The following is an 18,269-nucleotide window of genomic DNA, read 5'->3' as shown; positions in this document are numbered from 1 at the left end:
ACCCAAAGATGACGGTTCCGGGCAAGATGGCTAATCACGATTGCATCAGCACTTAGTGAACAGGTCCTGAACACACCGTTCACGAACATTCGCCGAACTGTGCAACACCGTGCGTCCACCTTCTGCGGCAAGCTCAAATTTTGGGAACCTGTTGCACACACCGTGCAGCAGACGCCACGGTGCATTAATCTACAAGCTTTACCGATATCGCACCGACGCAATACCGACATGATACCAATGTAGTACCGACGCTCAAATCCCCGCAAATTAAGAGCGTTAATCTTTGAGCCGCCAAACATGCAGGAGTCTTCACTGGAGTGGGGCAAAAGAAAACCCCGGCCAAAAGCCAGGGTTCCAATTTTCGTCCAGAACTGAGAGCTAATCCTCGGGTCAGGTTTGCTTCGTCACCTGCGTGTATTCCAGCTCTACCGGCGTCTCACGACCAAAGATCGAGACCGTCACCTTCAGACGCTGATTGTCCTCGTCGACTTCCTCGACCATGCCATCGAAATCCTCGAACGGACCATCGTTGACCTTGACCTTCTCACCAACCTCGAAACTGATCAGCAGCTTCGGCGCCTCGGCCCCCTCTTCCACACGGCCCAGGATCCCCTGCACTTCCGCATCGCGCATCGGCATCGGACGGCCTTGTGGTCCAAGGAACCCGGTGACTTTGTTGATTGAGTTCACCAGGTGATAGCCCTGGTCCGACATTTCCATATGCACCAGCACATAGCCCGGCATGAACCGCCGCTCGGTCGTGACCTTCTTGCCGCGCCGCACCTCGATCACCTCTTCGGTCGGCACAAGCACTTCGTCGATCTCGTCCTCAAGGCCCTGATCGGCCACGGATTGACGGATTTGCTCTGCGATTTTCTTCTCGAAATTCGAGAGAACGCTCACTGAGTACCACCGTTTTGCCATGCTGGACCCCACATCTGCTGTTATCGGCACCTGGCCGGAATTCTCTATTTCATTCAGGCTTTTGGCCCAAACCACCCCGATGAAACAAATCAGCGCGCGGGCTCGAATCGCCGCGCGCTGTATCGGAATGATGGCTGGATTACCCCTCTTCGTCCTTCTTTTCAAGGCCGCAGACAGGGATTTTTGCGCTTTAGCCGAAGAGCCCCAAAAGCCCCTCAAGCCCGCTACGGATCAAGAGATCCACCAAGGCAAAAAACACGGCCGTCAGGGCCGCCATGATGAACACCATGATCGTGGTTAGCAAAACCTCGCGCCGGGTTGGCCAAACAACTTTGGCAACTTCTGCGCGAACTTGCTGGATAAACTGAAGCGGGTTGGTGACGGCCATGGAATCCACCGTGTGAAAGGGTCGAAGTCAATTCGGGACATACGTCGCAAGCAGACTGAATTCAAGAGCTGAGAGCCGCCCCGGTTTTTCACCAGAGCAGCCCTGTTGCCTATATGCCGAGCTTAGACGTCCTGCGCCTGCTCGGCCAAACGGTCAAACGGATCGGGCCGATCGTCTTCCTTTTCCAACTCTGCCAGGTCCGGCAGAATCACCCGCTCGGCCAAAGCTTTCGGCAATCGCGCCACTTTGGCATTGTACTGCTCGACAAGCTGCGTTGCCTTCTTGAAATACTGTTCCGCTTTCTGGGGTTTGCGCTTTTTGAACCGCAACCAGCGCGCCAAAAGAACTTCGGCAAACCGCTCGTGCCCGAGCGAAAGGTAGGTGATCAAAAGCACCATCAGAAGTGTAAGTGTCACACCCATAACGAGCCACGGGCGTAAAATCACAATCAGCGCTGTAAAAGCCAGGAAGACGTGCTTTGCCTTGACCTTGCGAGCATGGATCCAGATCTTATTGGCGTGAGACTTGAGCGCAGCGACATGCGCCTTGACCCTAGGGCCATGGGTATTCTTAGGCTTGGCCAGCGCTTTTTTATCTTCTTCGACAACTTCGGCAATGTCTTCAGGTGTGATGATATCTTCTGGTTCAGCCATCAATTGGTCTTGTGACAAAAGGGGATCTTCCTCATCCAACTCAATTGGCTGCTGTACAGGCACATCGTCATCGAACATCGTAGTGCGCTTCGGCCGCAAGGCCGGCATGCTCGGCACAAGCTTGGACACGTCCAGCTTTGTCAGCTTGCCATCTGTAGCCTCGTCAGGTTGTGCCGGGCTTGGCGTCACCTCGGGCGGGGAAAGTTCCGGCAGGCGGCGCTGACGCTCTTCGCGTTTCTGATCAAGCAACATCGACTTGATCATCGCCGTCATCTGCGGGGAGTTTGGATCTTCAATTGTCGGTGTTTCCATGAGCATCTTGTCCCGCGACGGCCGCCGATTTGCGGCGCGCGGATGACCCAAAGGCATGGAACCTGCGGTATCCGTCATAGCAGCACTACCCTCACCACCCACGGTGTCTGTTTCACGCCCCCACGCAAAAACCCAACGCCTCGCATGCGAGTCGTCAGACTAAGGCACGCTATGGGCGAAAACTGGCAAAAAGATGTCTACAGGCGGGCAGAATTGTGGCGAAAGGGCGCAAATCAAATTGCACTTACGAGAGCCCGAAGCGCACTCAACTACACCGAAACGATTGCGACGGTAAAAGGCAGGTCAGGCGCAGAGGTTCATTTGCAATCTTCAGTTATCTGCTTTTTTTCGGTGTCATCTGTCGCGGCCGGCTTTTCATCAGTTGTGTAGGTCTGAGCAATTCCTGCCGACGCCATCCCGACCTCACGCACCTTCATCATTTCTCTGGTCGCTGCCTCGTCGGCAAAATTGGTTTGTTCTTTCTCATTCTCTTTCATCCTGTACCTTATCGCAAAAATCAAAACGCCAATGATCGCTAAACTTGCCGACACGACAAAGATTTCAAACACGTGAAAAAAGATAAATTGAAACATTCTAGGCCCCTTTAAAGTTAACGCTGCCTTCAAGTTCGAGCGATTTTTGCGACGCCTGTTTTTCGGCCATATCGCGTTTCCAACGGCCGTATTGAGCAACACCTATACCCAGCAGAATGACCAGTGCACCAGGAATGAGCCCGGCGCCGGGGTCTTCGCCTAGAAGAAGCATTGCAATGAGAATGGCGGCCAGTGGCGAGAATGATGTTGCCAGCGCCACATCCCCGGACTTGGCGTATTTTAGGCCGAGGTTCCAGGCGAATTGTCCAACTATGATTACGATAACTGCGTAAACCCATATCCACTTCAGAACCACTGGCTGGAACAGATCCTGAAAATGATGCGGACCAAATAGATACATGGCCCAAGTGAAGTAAACCACGGTTCCAAGCGCTGTTCGATAGATTGTGAATATTCCGAGCGGCACCCCCTTGAGACCAATGCGTGTCACAAGTGTGGACGCGATGAAAGAAAGTGTCGCAAGAACCGCTGCAATTTCACCTTTGCCAAACGAGAAACTGGTGCTGTCCTCCTTCAGCGCAATCATCACGACCGCGCCCACCAGAGCGATGATGCCACCCGCGAACGCCCAAGGGTCCAGTTCTTCCTTCAACAAGAACGTTGCCGCCAGTAGAAACAAGGGGGGATCAATTCGGCCAATGAGAACGACGTTTGTAACCGTCGTATGCTCCAAGGCAAAGAAGAACAGGCCAGGCGTCAAAGCCGAGGACAAAAAGGCGGAGGTGGTCAGAAAAACCCAATCTGACTTAGTCAATTTGCGCAGATTCTCACGCGTCCAATCTCTCCAAAAGAAAAATACCATAGGAATGAGCGAGATAAGCGAGCCAAGAAAAAGCAGATTGCAAAACGTGATCGCATTGCGTCCATATACCAGGTTTTCTGCGCCAATATTCGTGAGAAGAGTCACAATGGAATTGGATGACGCGTAGATAAGAACAGCAACCCAAGCCAAAACGACGCCAAAGCGGGCGCTTGACATGACGACAATCTTTTCACTTTGACTTGCCATAGGACGTTCCACTGTTTTGTCGCCGAACAAGGTGAATAGGCGGCTTATTTGAGTTCACCACCAATCCTGAAAATTCTCAAATCAAGCCAACGAACCTTTCTGTGAACAAATGAAACGCGTTTGCAGGTGCCTGCCGGGAAATATCAACGCATCGGAACTGTCAATAGAAGCACCATTCCAGATGCGCAGGCGAGGTGTCGAGTTGAAACTGCATCTTGGCGATCCCCCGCCGGAGATCGACAAAACGCTGGTGCAGAATATTGCCAAGGGACGCCGCTGGTTGGCGATGATTATTGATGGCAAACCGGTTTCGGAAATCGCAGACATCGAGAACGTATCAACGCGCCGCGTCCAGGACGTCGCCGGTCTCGCACTGATCGCTCCTGACATTCTGGACGCCATCACGCTTGGCGAACAACCCAGCGGCCTGACCACCGATTACCTGATCAAAACCAGCTTCTCCGCTGTCTGGTCAGAGCAGCGCGCGCAATTCGCCGCGCTCTGACACCCACACCCTCCCCAAACTCGTACCGCCGGAATCGCAAACAGAGACTTGGGCTCGAAAACGGCCTTGAAAGCGCTCTGGAGCGCGTCCCGCTTCAAACCGCAGAACGCCAAGCGCCGGGAAAGGCGCGACAATACCGAGGCAAACCAGCAGTGTCTGAAATCGAGGAAGTGTTTGGCAGGGGCAGCAGGGTTCGAACCCGCGACCTACGGTTTTGGAGATAGGTGGCATATTCTTTAATTTATTGATTTATATAATTATTTTTTTCTTTTTCTAAAATGTGTAAGAATTTGTGTAACTTCTAGCACCTTATATTCAGCAGCAAGGTTTCCTTGGAATTTTATTCATTTCAGACACTTAAGAGTATGCAATCACTTGCTTTGCACATTGTTGCCTGCTGCTTCCAATGGAACTGCTCAATATCATGTCATCGACCTGAGGTCGGATACAGACAAGGCCGGTGCCCGAGGTTCGGTATATGAGCGGCTAGGGAACTGATGAGATATCAAACGCATAAAGGGCGCCCGGCAGGACGCCCCTTGAAGTCTCGTTCGGCTACTGGGCTTAGCCCATGGCGTAGTCGTTGCAGTTGTATATGTTCGACTGCGGGGCTTCGTCCCGCTCGTAAGAGGGTCTCGTCGTGCTGACCCAAAACTCCGGCTCGTCCGCCCCCTCGCCGCCATCACCGTCTTCCTCAGTGTCGCTGAGGAAAGTCATGATCATGAAGTCGATGACAAATTGCAGAAAGATGCGAAACAGTCCCCAAGCTTTACCAAGCAGAGACCCCAGTCCCAGATAGCGGAACGCCAGTTCCACGGTTTCAAGGTTAGTGATGTTACCCATTGGACTTCTCCCATTTGAGCGTTGCGTTCATCACCACTTGTCCCAGCGCCACACCAAGGTTACCTTTGTACAAGGAGCGCTAACTCCTTGGAGGGGTGCCGAACAATTGATGACGTATTGATATTGCGCGGCACCTCTTCTTCTCGCAAGAAAACTTTCGGACCAAACCACCCGCCTGTCCCAAAACGCGAGATTACTCCTTGATGAGAAACAATAAATTCAAATCACCCTGAATTGTTCTCGCGTTAGGAGCACTTTCCTAAGTCCGCACCTCTGGCTTGAGCACGGAAGGCAAAAGCAAGGTGGCTTCTACGCCTCTTAAGATTTTTGAGACACTACTAGGGTGGTCACCCTAAAAGGTTGGCAGATCAGGTAGCTCCACCTAATGTTGCAATGATTCGGTTGACGACTGTTTGAGGGTAAAGTGGGGCACTTCGAGTTTGAACCATATTCAGATGACGAAAAAGTCACGGAACAATTAAAGCTATTCAAATTTTTTAACGCGCTGAAAGCCAACGGCATTGTTGATGGCATCGCGACTGCCTTTGACGGTACACTTCTGGAGCGCCTGAACGAGGTCGAAGGGTGCCCACCTGACCAACCGAAATACACCAGCGCTAAATTCAAAAACATCAATTTGACCGATTACAGTAGGTTTACAGCAGGCAGCGACCTTTGCGCGCGAATAAAGAAAGAGCTTCACTACGTTCGGATTCATTCCAAAGATCTGCAATACGTGATCGAAGCCTACGAATTTTACTACGGAGAAAAGTTCGACCCACTCCCAGGCGACGACTATTACCTCTACCGTAGACCTGGTATTGTCGAACCAATCTCCACAACAGGAGAAATAAGACTCAACGGCGACTACGTTATGTACCGTGTCGAGCAGCGTCGTGCATTGGGACAACGCCCCCCGCATAACTTGACCAGCCAGATATCGCTGAACTTCGTGCGTTTCTTTCCACACAAGAACAAAGGCACGCGTTTCATGATGTTGTCTTTGGCATCTTACGCAAACCACGGTGACAACCGATACCTTGGCGCAAAAGGTTGGGTCGACAATATAGAAGACCGGTACCTCGCATCAGGCCAGATCGTCAGCCGAAACGGTCAGACCGTTGATCAATCCCGTATTCACGGCGGCATGTCTACGCTCGTTGTCGAAGCCAAACAGGATATGCCTTTCACGCTCTATAAAAAGATCGATGACGAGAGATATTCGATTGAAGCCGCGTGTTGTCTGCATCTACGCGCCGTCTACGGAGCGGAACCGTCGCTAGCGCGCGGTTATCTGGTAAGGTGTCGAGGTCTGGAGGAATATGGCGGTCAGGACGATCAGATTCAATCAATGCGTTACAGCGAAATTCGACGTCTTCAGCAGCTCTTGGGAGAGCAGACCGACGCCGACATCGAATTACAAGATGCTGCGTCAAGGCTCGAAGCGGCTACCGGCTTTGCTACAAAAGCGTTTTATCACAAAGATGAAAACGATCACCCGCATGGGCTTTTGGTCAACCTTCCGTTCGCTCGGGATACTGGTACTAGTCCGTTCAACTTACCCATCATGCTACCAAGTTCGGATTTTCCAATCTGGGCCGACAATTACCCCGCCAAGAACGTCAGCGATTTGACAGACTACGGGGTCGAGTTTGATTTGGAACGATAGTTGGCAGGGGCAGCAGGGTTCGAACCCGCGACCTACGGTTTTGGAGACCGTCGCTCTACCAGCTGAGCTATACCCCTAAGGCCAAGGCTCGAATTACGTCACCTACGGCTGGGAATCAAGTCACATTGGCCCGCAATCGGAAATTTACCATTGGCTGCCTCAATCGCGACCCGATCGTGTCAGATGACCGCGTAGGCCATCATGCCAAGCCCTACAAACCCTGCCGTAAAAATAACGGACCGAATATAAGGAACGCCGGCCACATAGGCCGCAATATATGCCAGCCTTGCCAGAACAAAGAGCATCGCGCCCTGTTCGGCAAGCTCAAGATCAACGCCATCCACGATCAGCGCAAGCAGGCCAAGAACCACGAAAACCGGCAACGATTCCGAGAAATTCTTAGCGGACTTTAAAGCCCGCGCATGGAATTTTCCTGGCTCCGGCAGGCTGTCCCGAGGTTCCATATACGCCGTAGGCCCGACACGCAGCATCAGAAAACTTCCTGCCCCAAACACGTTCATCAGATACAAGGCCAGTCCGGCCAAAATCCAGAAAACCATATTCCATTCCTTCTTTATTGTGCGATTTGGAGGTAAGAAGAATAAGGAATAGCTACAATTCCTTAGGAGGGAATGATGGCGATACAAAACGAATTCGGTTTGACGCTCAAAGGGATCCGAAATGCGTTGAGTCTGAGCCAACTCGCACTTGCACACCGCCTTGGCAGCACCCAGCGACACATCTCATTTCTCGAAACCGGCCGATCGCGCGCCACATCAGAGTTTTTGCAACGTGTTGCCGTTGAGTTAAACCTCTCAACAGCACAGCGCAGCGCGTTGTTTGAGGCCTCGGGCTTGCGTAACCCATTTCCCGAACGCCAGCTTACAGATACTGAGATCACGCAAGCCCTGGACACGATTGAGCGACGCATTCTGCAAAACTGGCCCTTTCCGGCCTTTGCATTGGATAAAGATTGGACAATCCTGCGGGCCAATCCAAGCGCGACCGCGATGTTTGCGATGTTCGGGATCGATTTGTCGCAAGCAAACCAAAGCCTGCTGACCATGGTTTTATCGCCGGGTTTCCGGACCGCTATTCTAAATTGGGAAGAGGTCAGTCCGGGCTTTTACTTTCGTCTTATGGCAGCGGCGGAACGCGATAGGACGGTCCGTGTTGCATTTGAAGCCGCGCGTGCGTCGGGCCTGTTTGACGATGTTCCGCGCCACATCACAAGCGGCAGCGCAAACCCTGTGATGAGCTGTGCAGAGATGGGTCTCCCTGATGGCACCCGTCTCAGAATGACGCCTTTTATCGGATCGCTTTCCACGCTGCAGGACGTGCGTCTTGAACGGATTGAAATCGAGCTGATGGTTCCGCTTGATGATGTGACAGAAACCAAACTCACGTCCATGTTTTCTTGACATCGCAAACGGGCACATTTGGCGCTTAGGACCGCGCATCTTCAACAAAAAGGGCGCCCGATTGGGCACCCTTCTGGTCTCACATGAGTCTATCTCACTCGATGATTTTGGACACGACGCCGGCGCCGACGGTACGGCCGCCTTCGCGGATGGCAAAGCGCAGGCCGTTTTCCATCGCGATCGGCGCGATCAGCTCCACGTTGAACTTCAGGTTGTCGCCCGGCATCACCATCTCGGTGCCGCTGGGAAGCTCAACCGTGCCGGTTACATCCGTGGTCCGGAAGTAGAACTGCGGACGGTAGTTGGCGAAGAACGGCGTGTGACGGCCCCCCTCATCCTTGGTCAGGATATAGGCTTCCGCCTCGAACTTGGTGTGCGGTGTCACCGAGCCCGGCTTACACAGAACCTGACCACGCTCAACACCTTCACGGTCCACACCGCGCAGAAGTGCGCCAATGTTGTCGCCCGCTTCACCACGGTCCAAGAGCTTGCGGAACATCTCAACGCCCGTGCAGGTCGTTTTGCTGGTGTCGCGGATGCCGACAATCTCAATCTCATCACCCACATTGATCACACCGCGCTCCACACGGCCGGTCACAACCGTGCCGCGGCCCGAGATCGAGAACACGTCCTCAATCGGCATCAGGAACGGCTGATCCACAGCCCGTGCAGGTGTCGGGATATACTCATCCACAGCCGCCATCAGCTCAGAGATCTTTTCGGACCCGATATTGTCGTCGCGACCTTCCAGAGCGGCAAGAGCCGAACCAGCGATGATCGGAATGTCGTCGCCAGGATACTCATACGAGCTCAGAAGCTCGCGGATTTCCATTTCCACCAGTTCCAGAAGCTCTTCGTCGTCGACCTGGTCCACCTTGTTCATGAAGACAACCATGTACGGAATGCCAACCTGACGGCCCAGAAGGATGTGCTCGCGCGTCTGGGGCATCGGGCCGTCGGCCGCGTTCACAACCAGGATCGCGCCGTCCATCTGCGCCGCACCGGTGATCATGTTCTTGACGTAGTCCGCGTGGCCGGGGCAGTCGACATGCGCGTAGTGACGGTTTTCCGTCTCATACTCAACATGCGCCGTCGAAATGGTGATCCCCCGCGCCTTCTCTTCCGGCGCGCCGTCAATCTCGTCATAGGCTTTAAAATCGCCAAACTGCTTCGTGATCGCAGCTGTCAGCGTCGTCTTACCATGGTCAACATGGCCAATCGTGCCAATGTTCACATGTGGCTTCGTGCGGTCAAACTTTTCCTTTGCCATCTCTCTTAGGCGCCCTATCCGTTTGGGGGGCCAGACACGGCCCGTTTTCTACTCCGCGCGCATGTATTGGGTTGGGATGAGAAAATCAAGCAGTTCGTGGCTTTGTCCGTATCATCCCGAGGCACCAGACAAAGGACCCGGGAACTTGCGAGTGCCATCCTGACCAAAGAGGACCTGATTCAACTGCTCTGCAGAAATTTGGATGGTGTCAAGGTAATCATCCTGCACAGAGAGCTTCGTCAGGGCAGAAAAGATATGGACTGGCTGAGAGACATCATAGTCCGACACACCCACGAAAGAACTCGGTGGCATCACATCCTGCCCTGTTCGTGTATCGGTGACACGCACATCAGCGATAAGGTGGCTCGTTTCCGGAGTTATTGCGGTTTCCAGACGGGGCGGCAGACGAATTTTGCGCACATCCACAGCAATGTTGACCTTTCGCGCACCAGAGCGGCGATTGGCGAACACGAAGTCAAAGGCGCTGGACAGATCGCGTGCAACTTGCTGTTTCGAAATAGAATTGGGTCTTCCCTCGACTCCTTTAGCGAGGTTGGTCGTTGTGACCACATCCTTATTTACCCCAAAATCCACAACTGCATTTTCTCCAAACGCAGGTTTGCGTGGCTCTGTACACCCTGCAAGAAGCACCGCGAACAGAACGCCCAATACGCTGCGTCGTGACAGCATGTCAGAAAAATCCTATGAGTGTTTAGCGCATCAATCTACGCCATAAGGTTGCGCACCGCACGGCGTGAGGTCAACACTCTTTTCGGCGCTGAGGCAGAGTGGGATGACTTATAAGACAGGTGCAGGCACCTCGGAGGGCACGTCCGTGTCATCCTCGCCCGGAGTGTCACTTTCGATCTCGGCCTCGACGGCTGTATCATCTGTGTCCGTCGCAACGGCTGTCTCGGCCTCTTCCGCTTCAAGCTGTGCCTGGGCTGCCCGTCCTTGTGGCTTGTTTTTGGCGGGCACACCATCATCCTCAAACCAACCTTCCTGATTGTTTTGCCTCACCAACCAGTTCTGAATCAGTTTGGCTGCGTTCTGTGTGAGGTTTTTCATCTGCGTTTCTTTGGACTGGGTGAGCCCAGAGCTGATCAAGGTCTGCCCGGAAATTGACTCAACAATCGTGATGGTTTCCGGTTTTTCGTTAAGTTTGGCCTCTTTTTCATCGTCCCAGGCTGTCACTCTGATGATAAGCGCCGACTTTGGAGCCGCGACCAAAGGGATGCCGGGGATGGCAAGGACATAGCCTTCGACGCTGATGCCTAGATGATAAAGCCTTGTGCCTTCATAGCGCCCAAAGCGTTCGTCAATGGCTAGCTTCATCCCTTCGGTCCATTCTTCCTTCGTCGCGTCGCGCGATGCCGGACCCTTGGTTAGATTGGGTGCGACAACAACATTGTGCCCCAAATGGAAGTTGCCAAGGTAGGTAGGTTCCTTGTCCAAATCATTGACGTTTGTGCAGGCCGCAACCACCAAGCACAGAAGCACCAGCACCACTCTGCCAAGCATAGCGTTGTCCTCTTCCCACAAAATCTTCCTTTCAGTGATTATCGCAGGGACGGGTTTCGCGCAATCGAGGGCCTTTCGTCGCAGTCCCCAGAATTGCCGGAATGCAACGGTCGGCCTATATTGTGTCCGAGACAAAGGAGGTGGTCCAATGTCCTCAACGATCCCAGTCAGAGTACCATTGGTCACAGAACCACTGGGCATCCTTGGCAGTTTGAACGCCGCGCGCCGAAACGTTCTGAGCATTATTCCGGATATTGCCACTCGTCAGCCCATGGTTTCAGGCCGTACGGGCAAGCGCTGGCACATGGTTATGGACCCCGGCGCGTTGCGGGAAATGCTTCTGGAACGTCTGGAAATCTACCCCAAGTCGCTGGTCACGAAAAACCTGCTCAAACCGGCCATCGGCGACTCGCTTTTCATCGCCGAAGGCGCGCATTGGCGGTGGCAGCGACGCACTGCGGCCCCGGTGTTTTCGCATCGTAATGTGATGAACCTCGCACCGATCATGACCGCCGCCGCAGAACGCAGCGCCGAACGCATTGCCGCCGCCGGAGACCGCGCGGTGGATGTGGCCGAAGACATGGTGCGCACCACCTTTGACGTGATCGCCGAGGTTACTTTTTCCGGCGATGGCATGTTTGACTCAGATGCCGTGCATCGCGGCATCGACAACTACATCGCGGAAGCAGGCAAGATTTCCCTGCTCGACGTTCTGGGTGCGCCGGATTGGGTGCCAAGACCCGGGCGGCTTTTGTTCTCACGCGGGGCCGTATCAGAGATGAAAACCGTGGCCGATCAAGCCATTGAAGCACGGCGCAAAAGAGGCCCGGATGGCGTGCCGGACTTACTGGACCTGCTGCTGGAGGGCGAAGACCCGGAAACCAAGCGGCAGATGAATACTGCCGAGCTTCGAGATAACCTGCTCACCTTCATCGTGGCAGGCCATGAGACAACTGCGCTGACATTGGGTTGGTCGCTGTATCTCAGCGCCTTTGACCAGGAGGTCCAGAAGCGCGCGCGTGCCGAAGTGCATCGCGTTTGTGGCGACAGGCCCGTGACGGGCGACGATGTCGCCAACCTGCCTTTCGTGCGGCAAATCATTGATGAGACCCTGCGGCTTTATCCACCTGCGGGCATGGTGTCGCGGACGGCGATGGCCGATGACACGCTTTGCGGGCGCGAGATCCGCAAAGGCGACACGGTTATTGTCCCGATTTATGCCCTGCATCGGCATCATATGCTCTGGGAGGATCCGGATGCGTTCCGCCCGGATCGCTTCGCGGAGCGCAAGTCGATGGAACGCTACGCCTATCTGCCCTTCGGAGATGGGCCGCGTATCTGTATTGGGGCAAGCTTTGCCATTCAGGAGGCCGTGATCATTCTCGGCACGCTGTTAAGTCGGTTCCAGTTCACGCCGGTTGCGGGTCGCGACCCTGACCCGGTCATGATCCTGACGCTGCGCCCTGAGGGCGGTGTTTGGCTGGAGGCGAAATCGCTCGGGCCGTTTCGCCCGGCAAACGCGGCGTAAAAAAAGCGACCTGCGTTACCGGTCGCTTTTTGCCCACTCGCTCTAGAGCTTCAAGAACCGATGATACCCGGCCAATTCGCTTCTCCCTTGGCGATAAATCCGGGCACATCCTTAAGCCAACGGTTTCGGATGCGGTTGTTGTAGTTCAGGTAAAGCTTACCGTTCTTGACAGACCAGGCATCTTTGTCGCCATGGGCAGTGTAGCCCTGCGACACGGCCCAAGAGCAGTAGCCGCCGAATTGAGGCGCGTATTTTTCCGGATTTGCCTGAAATGCGGCGAGGTTCTCGGCATTGGCAAAGCGCCAACGCATGCCGTTCCACTCTGTGCTATATTCAGATGACCCTTTGACGCCTCTGGCGGTCTCATCAAGCGAGAAATAGGCCACAACATCCGCCCCGTCAGCCGCATAGCCGCTGCCGCTGTCATACCAGCGTGGCTCTTTGGCAAATGCGGGTCGTGCAACCAGCACCGCGGTTGCCCCTATCAAGATGGCACGTCTTGAAAGCGTCATGGGCGGTCTCCTCCTGCGATCTCCGCAAAAGTAAGCACAATTCGACTGTGATCAAATCACAGTTTCGTAAATCGATTGTCACGAGGGAAACCGCGCGGGGCCATGCGGCCTGCGCTGGCGCGTTTGCCTATCCATTCGGCAAGTTCCGTCTCGGTGCGCGTCCGACCCGCGGGATCAAGCCAGCTTAGCCCTTCCGCCAGAGTGAACGTCATGGCGTCGCTCAAACCGCCATCCTTGTATTTCTGAAGCCGCACACCCTTGCCGCGCCCCATTTCCGGCAACTCGTCCAGTGGGAAGACCAGTACCTTACGGTTTTCGCCAACACAGGCCACGTGATCGCCCTCAACAGTGCGACACACCTGCGCGCGCACATCGTTTTTGACATTGAGCACCTGTTTGCCACTGCGGGTTTGGGCCACAACCTCATCTTCGGGAACCAGGAATCCGTCGCCAGCACTGGACGCCACCAGCAATTTGCGTCCGGGGCTGTGGATCAGGATGGCGACGATATCGGCCTCGTTTGGCAGATCAACCATCAGGCGCAGCGGCTCTCCCATACCGCGCCCACCGGGCAGATTGGCCGCCGATAACGTGTAGAACCGGCCATTGGTGCCAAAGACCAGTAGACGGTCGGTGGTCTCTGCATGAAAGACAAACCGTCCTTCATCACCGTCTTTGAATTTCAACTCGCGATTCAGATCGATATGGCCCGACATCGCCCGGATCCAGCCCATTTTCGAGCACACAACCGTGATCGGCTCCTTGTCGATCATCGCTTCAAGCGGCACTTCTTCGACCTCTCCGGCCTCGGCAAACTGTGTGCGACGTGCGCCGCCTTCGTAGTCTTTGCCAAACTTGGTTTTGACGTCTCTGAGCTGATCCGAAATCGCCGACCATTGAAGTTTTTCGCTTTCCAGAAGGTCTTCCAAACCGGCGCGTTCTTCCATCAACTCGCCCTGTTCGCGCAACAACTCCATTTCCTCAAGGCGCCGCAAGCTGCGCAGGCGCATATTGAGAATGGCTTCGGCCTGCACATCGCTCAACTCGCCTTCACCCGGCGGAGGCGGAACATAGTCAGCCTCATCGCTCGCCCGGACGTGATCCTTGGACCAGTCCTCACGCATCAGTGCGGCTTTAGGGTCTTCGTCATAGCGGATGACGTCGATCACCCGGTCGAGATTGAGGAAAGCCACGATCAAGCCTTCGAGCACCTCTAACCGGTGGTCGATTTTTTCCATCCGGTGCGTCGAGCGCCGGATCAGAACCTCACGCCGGAAATCCAGGAAGGCGCGCAGCACTTCCTTCATCGAACAGACCTTGGGCGTCAGCCCGTCAATCAGCACGTTCATGTTGAGCGAGAACCGCACTTCCAGATCGGAGTTGCGATAGAGCATGCCCATCAGAACCTCAGGGTCCACATTCTTGGATCGCGGTTCAAGGATGACCCGGATGTCATCGGCGCTCTCATCCCGAACATCGGCAAGGATTGGAATTTTCTTGGTCTGGATCAGTTCCGCCAGCTTTTCGATCAGCTTGGATTTCTGCACCTGATAAGGAATTTCAGTGACAACGATCTGCCATTGGCCCCGGCCCAGATCCTCGACCTCATATTTGCAGCGTAGGCGGAAACCACCTTTGCCGGTTCGATACGCCTGGGCAATCGCCTCTGGCGGCTCAACAATGATGCCTCCGGTCGGGAAGTCCGGACCGGGCACATATTTCATCAACGTATCATCACGCGCATCGGGCGTTTTGATCAGATGCAGGCACGCATCGATCAACTCCGCGATATTGTGCGGCGGGATGTTGGTGGCCATACCCACGGCAATGCCGCTGGAGCCGTTGGCCAAGAGATTCGGGAATTGCGCAGGCAGAACAACCGGCTCGGTCAGCGTTCCATCGTAATTGTCGCGAAAATCGACCGCGTTTTCATTGAGGCCTTCCAGCAAAGCCTCGGCCACGATGGTCAACCGCGCTTCTGTGTAGCGGCTGGCGGCGGGGTTGTCCCCGTCGATGTTACCAAAGTTACCCTGGCCATCGACCAGCGGGTAGCGCACGTTGAAATCCTGCGCGAGGCGCGCCATGGCGTCATAGATCGCGGCATCACCATGGGGGTGGTAGTTCCCCATCACGTCGCCAGAGATCTTGGCCGACTTCCGGAATCCTCCATTCGCGGCCAGCCTGAGTTCGCGCATCGCATAGAGAATCCGCCGATGCACAGGCTTCAAGCCGTCCCGCGCATCGGGCAGCGCGCGATGCATGATCGTCGACAGAGCATAGGTCAGATAGCGCTCGCCAATGGCCCGGCGTAGCGGTTCTGCAACAGCTTCTGATCCGCCCTCAGGGCTTATGTTGGGGTCGTCGACCAAATCACTCATAGATGATGTGATACTCGTGCGGGTTCAGGGCGTAAAGCACCTGTTCGGGAAAATCCGAAAGGTTTTCCCATGATGCTATTTTGCGAATCGTATAGGTTGGAATAGGGAAGTTTGCTGCCAATCGTACAGGGGTTCGCGCTATGTGGCGCTTTATGATGATAACCTTCGGGTTTTTAGGATTTGCTTTTTATGAGCTAAGTGGTGGTGCGGATTACGAACCCCATGCGAACTCAATTCAAGCCCGGGCAGGTCAAACTCAACCAGTCAGCGTTGCTGAACTGGAACCCGTTGAGACTCCGTCCATAGCCGATCTTGCAAAACCTGCACCAAAGGCGCAGTCAGCGCGGCGCCTGGATATTACCCTCGCTTCGGTCAAAGTTGATGCGTCGGCCTACCCATCTCAGCCTGACGCCAAAACAGTGCGTGTGACAGCAAGCGACGCGACTCTGGATGAGGCCGAGCAACAGGCGTTGGAAGCGGCAGAGGAAGACGCCCGCGAAGTTTGGCCCGGAGCGATTGAGCTGTTCCAGCTTCAAGAAGCCAAACGCGTTCAGCAAACTGAATCCATCAAAGCGTTGAAGCAAGACGAACAGGCCGCAAACCAAGACATCCGATATGTCACCGGCAATATTGTTAACATGCGCGGTGGCCCGGGCACTGAATTTGCCGCAGTTGGGAAGCTGTCCCAAGGCACCGAAGTTGCGATCTTGGATGCGCCAGGAAATGGTTGGGTCATGCTCCGTGTCATGACAACTGGGCAGGAAGGCTGGATGGCCGACTGGCTTGTGAGTACGGCAAACTGATTGCATCAAGCGCACGCGCGGTCCAGTGTGCAGCGCATGAGCGAAAGAACCATTCTTATCACGGGCTGTTCTTCCGGTATCGGCTACGATGGCGCGATTGGTCTGCGTGAGCGTGGCTGGCGTGTTTTCGCGTCCTGCCGCAAACCAGAAGACTGTGAACGTATGCGCAGCGAGGGCTTTGAGAGCCCGCTGATAGACTACCAAAGCCCCGAAACCATAGCCACCGGGCTAGCAGAAGTACTGGAAGCAACAGACGGGCGCTTGGATGCGCTATTCAACAACGGCGCATTTGCCTGTCCAGGGCTTGTCGAAGATCTACCAACAGACGCCTTGCGCGCGATTTTCGAGGCCAATTTCTTTGGCTGGCATGAGCTTACCCGCTATGTCATCCCAGTGATGCGTGCTCAGGGTCACGGCCGTATCGTACAGAATTCATCAATCCTCGGCTTTATTACACTGCCTTGGCGCGGCGCCTATAATGCCACAAAACACGCACTTGAGGGTCTTACCGACACCATGCGCATCGAAATGCGCGGCACCGGCATCCACGTGGCCCTCATTGAGCCAGGTCCCGTAACCTCTAAAATCCGGCAAAACGCAATTCCGCATTTCGAAAGCTGGATTGACTGGGAAAATTCTGCGCGAGCGGAAAGTTATGAGGTCCTGCGCAAGCGCCTCTATGGCCCCAAATCACGCGACACTTTTGAGCTTCCGGCCTCTGCTGTGACCAAGAAGCTTATTCATGCGATTGAGGCGAAACGTCCAAAACCACGATACTACGTCACCACGCCAACCTACCTCATGGGCGGACTGAGGCGTGTTCTTTCGACCCGCGCTCTTGATTGGATTTTGTCTAAAAACTGAACTTCTTTGCCTGCGTCACCATTTCCAGTTCGCTTTTTCAGACACACGGTCTAAGTGGCCAAGCAAGGGACAAGTGGAAAATTTCGAATGCTCAAAGACCCTCTTTTTATTGTGGCCGCGTTGGCCTGCGGTGTGGTGGCCGTGATCCTGATCAAGGGCATCAGCACCTTTGGCAAGGAAGGCGTGGACAACGCAAAACGCGCAAACAAGTTCATGCAATACCGGATCATCGCACAGTTCATTGCGGTGCTTCTGATTTTGCTCTTTGTCTATGTGCGCCGGCAGGCAGGAGGCGAATAAATGGTTGTACTCAACAAGATCTACACCAAGACCGGGGATGCCGGGGAAACCGCACTTGGCAATGGCACACGTGTGGCGAAACACTCAATGCGCGTGACCGCCTATGGTACCGTGGATGAGGTCAACGCGACCGTGGGTCTGGCGCGCCTTCACAGTGGCGGTGACACCGATGCCGCTCTGGCCCGCATTCAGAACGATCTTTTCGATCTCGGCGCCGACTTGTGTCGCCCCGACATGGAAATGGACGCTGAAGCCGAGTATCCGCCGCTGCGCATGGCCGATAGTCAGGTTGAACGGCTGGAAGCGGAAATTGACGTCATGAACGAAGCACTGGAGCCTCTGCGCAGCTTCATCCTTCCGGGGGGATCGGCGCTTGCCGCGCATCTCCATCTGTGCCGCACGGTTTCGCGCCGCGCAGAACGGCTTGCGGTGGAACTGGCCACGATGGAAGCGATCAATCCGGCCGCAGTCAAATATCTCAACCGTCTGTCCGACTGGTTTTTTGTGGCCGGGCGCATGGCCAATGATGAAGGCAAATCCGACGTGCTTTGGGTGCCCGGCGCGAACCGGTAAAACTTGTGTCGCTCTTCTTTTGAATTCAGCGCCAAGCGCGATTTTGGTGAAAAAATCCTCCCAACACATCGGAAACGCGACGTCGCAAGACGGAAACGTGACGATTTTGCTCTGTTGTGGCGCTAAACAAATCTGTATCAAACGCCTCAGAGGAATTTGCAGAGTCGCGTTGCGCGGCTCTT

Annotated in this window: 20 protein-coding genes and 1 tRNA gene; 8 read left to right on the top strand and 13 right to left on the bottom strand. The window is 54.7% G+C overall.

The features are described from left to right. Positions 1-390 precede the first annotated feature (390 nt). From nusG to RZS32_RS10945, 5 genes are all read right to left on the bottom strand, one after another. Positions 391-924 carry a transcription termination/antitermination protein NusG gene (gene nusG, locus RZS32_RS10965; RefSeq protein WP_317057018.1) on the bottom strand — a complete coding sequence of 178 codons (534 nt, stop codon included), beginning with the start codon at positions 922-924 and terminating at the stop codon, positions 391-393. A gap of 190 nt (positions 925-1,114) precedes the next feature. After that, a complete protein-coding gene (gene secE / locus RZS32_RS10960) occupies positions 1,115-1,312 on the bottom strand; it encodes a preprotein translocase subunit SecE (RefSeq protein ID WP_317057017.1) in 198 nt (65 codons plus the stop codon). A 122-nt stretch (positions 1,313-1,434) separates the two neighbouring features. After that, entirely contained in the window at positions 1,435-2,355 is a 921-nt protein-coding gene (locus tag RZS32_RS10955; RefSeq protein WP_317057016.1) for a hypothetical protein, read from the bottom strand. 239 nt (positions 2,356-2,594) lie between these two features. Beyond that, a complete protein-coding gene (locus RZS32_RS10950) occupies positions 2,595-2,870 on the bottom strand; it encodes a hypothetical protein (RefSeq protein ID WP_339106624.1) in 276 nt (91 codons plus the stop codon). 1 nt (position 2,871) lies between these two features. Beyond that, on the bottom strand, positions 2,872-3,870 hold the full coding sequence (locus RZS32_RS10945) for a DMT family transporter (RefSeq protein WP_339106623.1): 999 nt from the start codon (positions 3,868-3,870) through the stop codon (positions 2,872-2,874). A 232-nt stretch (positions 3,871-4,102) separates the two neighbouring features. On the opposite strand from RZS32_RS10945, the gene RZS32_RS10940 reads away from it, so the two are divergent. Beyond that, positions 4,103-4,405 carry a hypothetical protein gene (locus tag RZS32_RS10940; RefSeq protein ID WP_317057013.1) on the top strand — a complete coding sequence of 101 codons (303 nt, stop codon included), beginning with the start codon at positions 4,103-4,105 and terminating at the stop codon, positions 4,403-4,405. A 564-nt stretch (positions 4,406-4,969) separates the two neighbouring features. Here RZS32_RS10940 and RZS32_RS10935 read toward each other — a convergent pair. Then, the gene (locus RZS32_RS10935; RefSeq protein WP_317057012.1) at positions 4,970-5,248 is read right to left on the bottom strand and encodes a hypothetical protein; all 279 of its coding nucleotides are present in this window, start codon (positions 5,246-5,248) and stop codon (positions 4,970-4,972) included. Positions 5,249-5,672: 424 nt separating this feature from the next. On the opposite strand from RZS32_RS10935, the gene RZS32_RS10930 reads away from it, so the two are divergent. Beyond that, complete coding sequence (locus tag RZS32_RS10930) at positions 5,673-6,917, top strand: hypothetical protein (RefSeq protein ID WP_317057011.1); 1,245 nt, start codon at positions 5,673-5,675, stop codon at positions 6,915-6,917. 1 nt (position 6,918) lies between these two features. On the opposite strand, the gene RZS32_RS10925 is transcribed toward RZS32_RS10930, so the two are convergent. After that, positions 6,919-6,994, bottom strand: a tRNA-Trp gene (locus tag RZS32_RS10925). A 102-nt stretch (positions 6,995-7,096) separates the two neighbouring features. After that, a complete protein-coding gene (locus tag RZS32_RS10920; protein ID WP_317057010.1) occupies positions 7,097-7,477 on the bottom strand; it encodes an MAPEG family protein in 381 nt (126 codons plus the stop codon). Between the two features lie 75 nt (positions 7,478-7,552). On the opposite strand from RZS32_RS10920, the gene RZS32_RS10915 reads away from it, so the two are divergent. Further along, positions 7,553-8,338: a helix-turn-helix domain-containing protein gene (locus RZS32_RS10915; RefSeq protein WP_317057009.1), complete on the top strand. Its 786-nt coding sequence runs from the start codon at positions 7,553-7,555 to the stop codon at positions 8,336-8,338. Between the two features lie 94 nt (positions 8,339-8,432). Here RZS32_RS10915 and tuf read toward each other — a convergent pair whose 3' ends face one another. The 3 genes from tuf to RZS32_RS10900 form a co-directional block, all read right to left on the bottom strand. Beyond that, complete coding sequence (gene tuf, locus RZS32_RS10910; RefSeq protein WP_317057008.1) at positions 8,433-9,608, bottom strand: elongation factor Tu; 1,176 nt, start codon at positions 9,606-9,608, stop codon at positions 8,433-8,435. A gap of 111 nt (positions 9,609-9,719) precedes the next feature. Continuing rightward, positions 9,720-10,298, bottom strand: coding sequence for a hypothetical protein (locus RZS32_RS10905; RefSeq protein ID WP_317057007.1), 579 nt, complete (start codon positions 10,296-10,298; stop codon positions 9,720-9,722). 108 nt (positions 10,299-10,406) lie between these two features. Next, the gene (locus RZS32_RS10900) at positions 10,407-11,129 is read right to left on the bottom strand and encodes a hypothetical protein (protein WP_317057006.1); all 723 of its coding nucleotides are present in this window, start codon (positions 11,127-11,129) and stop codon (positions 10,407-10,409) included. A 148-nt stretch (positions 11,130-11,277) separates the two neighbouring features. On the opposite strand from RZS32_RS10900, the gene RZS32_RS10895 reads away from it, so the two are divergent. Beyond that, positions 11,278-12,657, top strand: coding sequence for a cytochrome P450 (locus RZS32_RS10895; RefSeq protein WP_317057005.1), 1,380 nt, complete (start codon positions 11,278-11,280; stop codon positions 12,655-12,657). A 50-nt stretch (positions 12,658-12,707) separates the two neighbouring features. Here RZS32_RS10895 and RZS32_RS10890 read toward each other — a convergent pair whose 3' ends face one another. After that, positions 12,708-13,169, bottom strand: a complete 462-nt coding sequence (locus RZS32_RS10890) for a YHS domain-containing (seleno)protein (RefSeq protein WP_317057004.1) — start codon at positions 13,167-13,169, stop codon at positions 12,708-12,710. A 56-nt stretch (positions 13,170-13,225) separates the two neighbouring features. Beyond that, positions 13,226-15,547: a DNA topoisomerase IV subunit A gene (locus RZS32_RS10885; RefSeq protein ID WP_317057003.1), complete on the bottom strand. Its 2,322-nt coding sequence runs from the start codon at positions 15,545-15,547 to the stop codon at positions 13,226-13,228. Positions 15,548-15,699: 152 nt separating this feature from the next. Here RZS32_RS10885 and RZS32_RS10880 point away from each other — a divergent pair, with 152 nt between their 5' ends. The 4 genes from RZS32_RS10880 (at position 15,700) to RZS32_RS10865 (ending at position 18,087) form a co-directional block, all read left to right on the top strand. Next, positions 15,700-16,350 carry an SH3 domain-containing protein gene (locus RZS32_RS10880; RefSeq protein WP_339106622.1) on the top strand — a complete coding sequence of 217 codons (651 nt, stop codon included), beginning with the start codon at positions 15,700-15,702 and terminating at the stop codon, positions 16,348-16,350. A 36-nt stretch (positions 16,351-16,386) separates the two neighbouring features. Beyond that, a complete protein-coding gene (locus tag RZS32_RS10875; RefSeq protein WP_317057001.1) occupies positions 16,387-17,214 on the top strand; it encodes an SDR family NAD(P)-dependent oxidoreductase in 828 nt (275 codons plus the stop codon). Positions 17,215-17,301: 87 nt separating this feature from the next. Further along, complete coding sequence (locus RZS32_RS10870) at positions 17,302-17,514, top strand: twin transmembrane helix small protein (RefSeq protein WP_317057000.1); 213 nt, start codon at positions 17,302-17,304, stop codon at positions 17,512-17,514. After that, a complete protein-coding gene (locus tag RZS32_RS10865) occupies positions 17,515-18,087 on the top strand; it encodes a cob(I)yrinic acid a,c-diamide adenosyltransferase (RefSeq protein WP_317056999.1) in 573 nt (190 codons plus the stop codon). The last annotated feature ends 182 nt before the right edge of the window (positions 18,088-18,269 follow it).

The organism is Roseovarius sp. W115 (assembly GCF_032842945.2).
In the GTDB taxonomy this organism is placed as follows: Bacteria; Pseudomonadota; Alphaproteobacteria; order Rhodobacterales; family Rhodobacteraceae; genus Roseovarius; species Roseovarius rhodophyticola.
The sequence above is the reverse complement of the archived record's forward strand: the minus strand, read 5'-3'. Positions and strand labels throughout refer to the sequence as shown.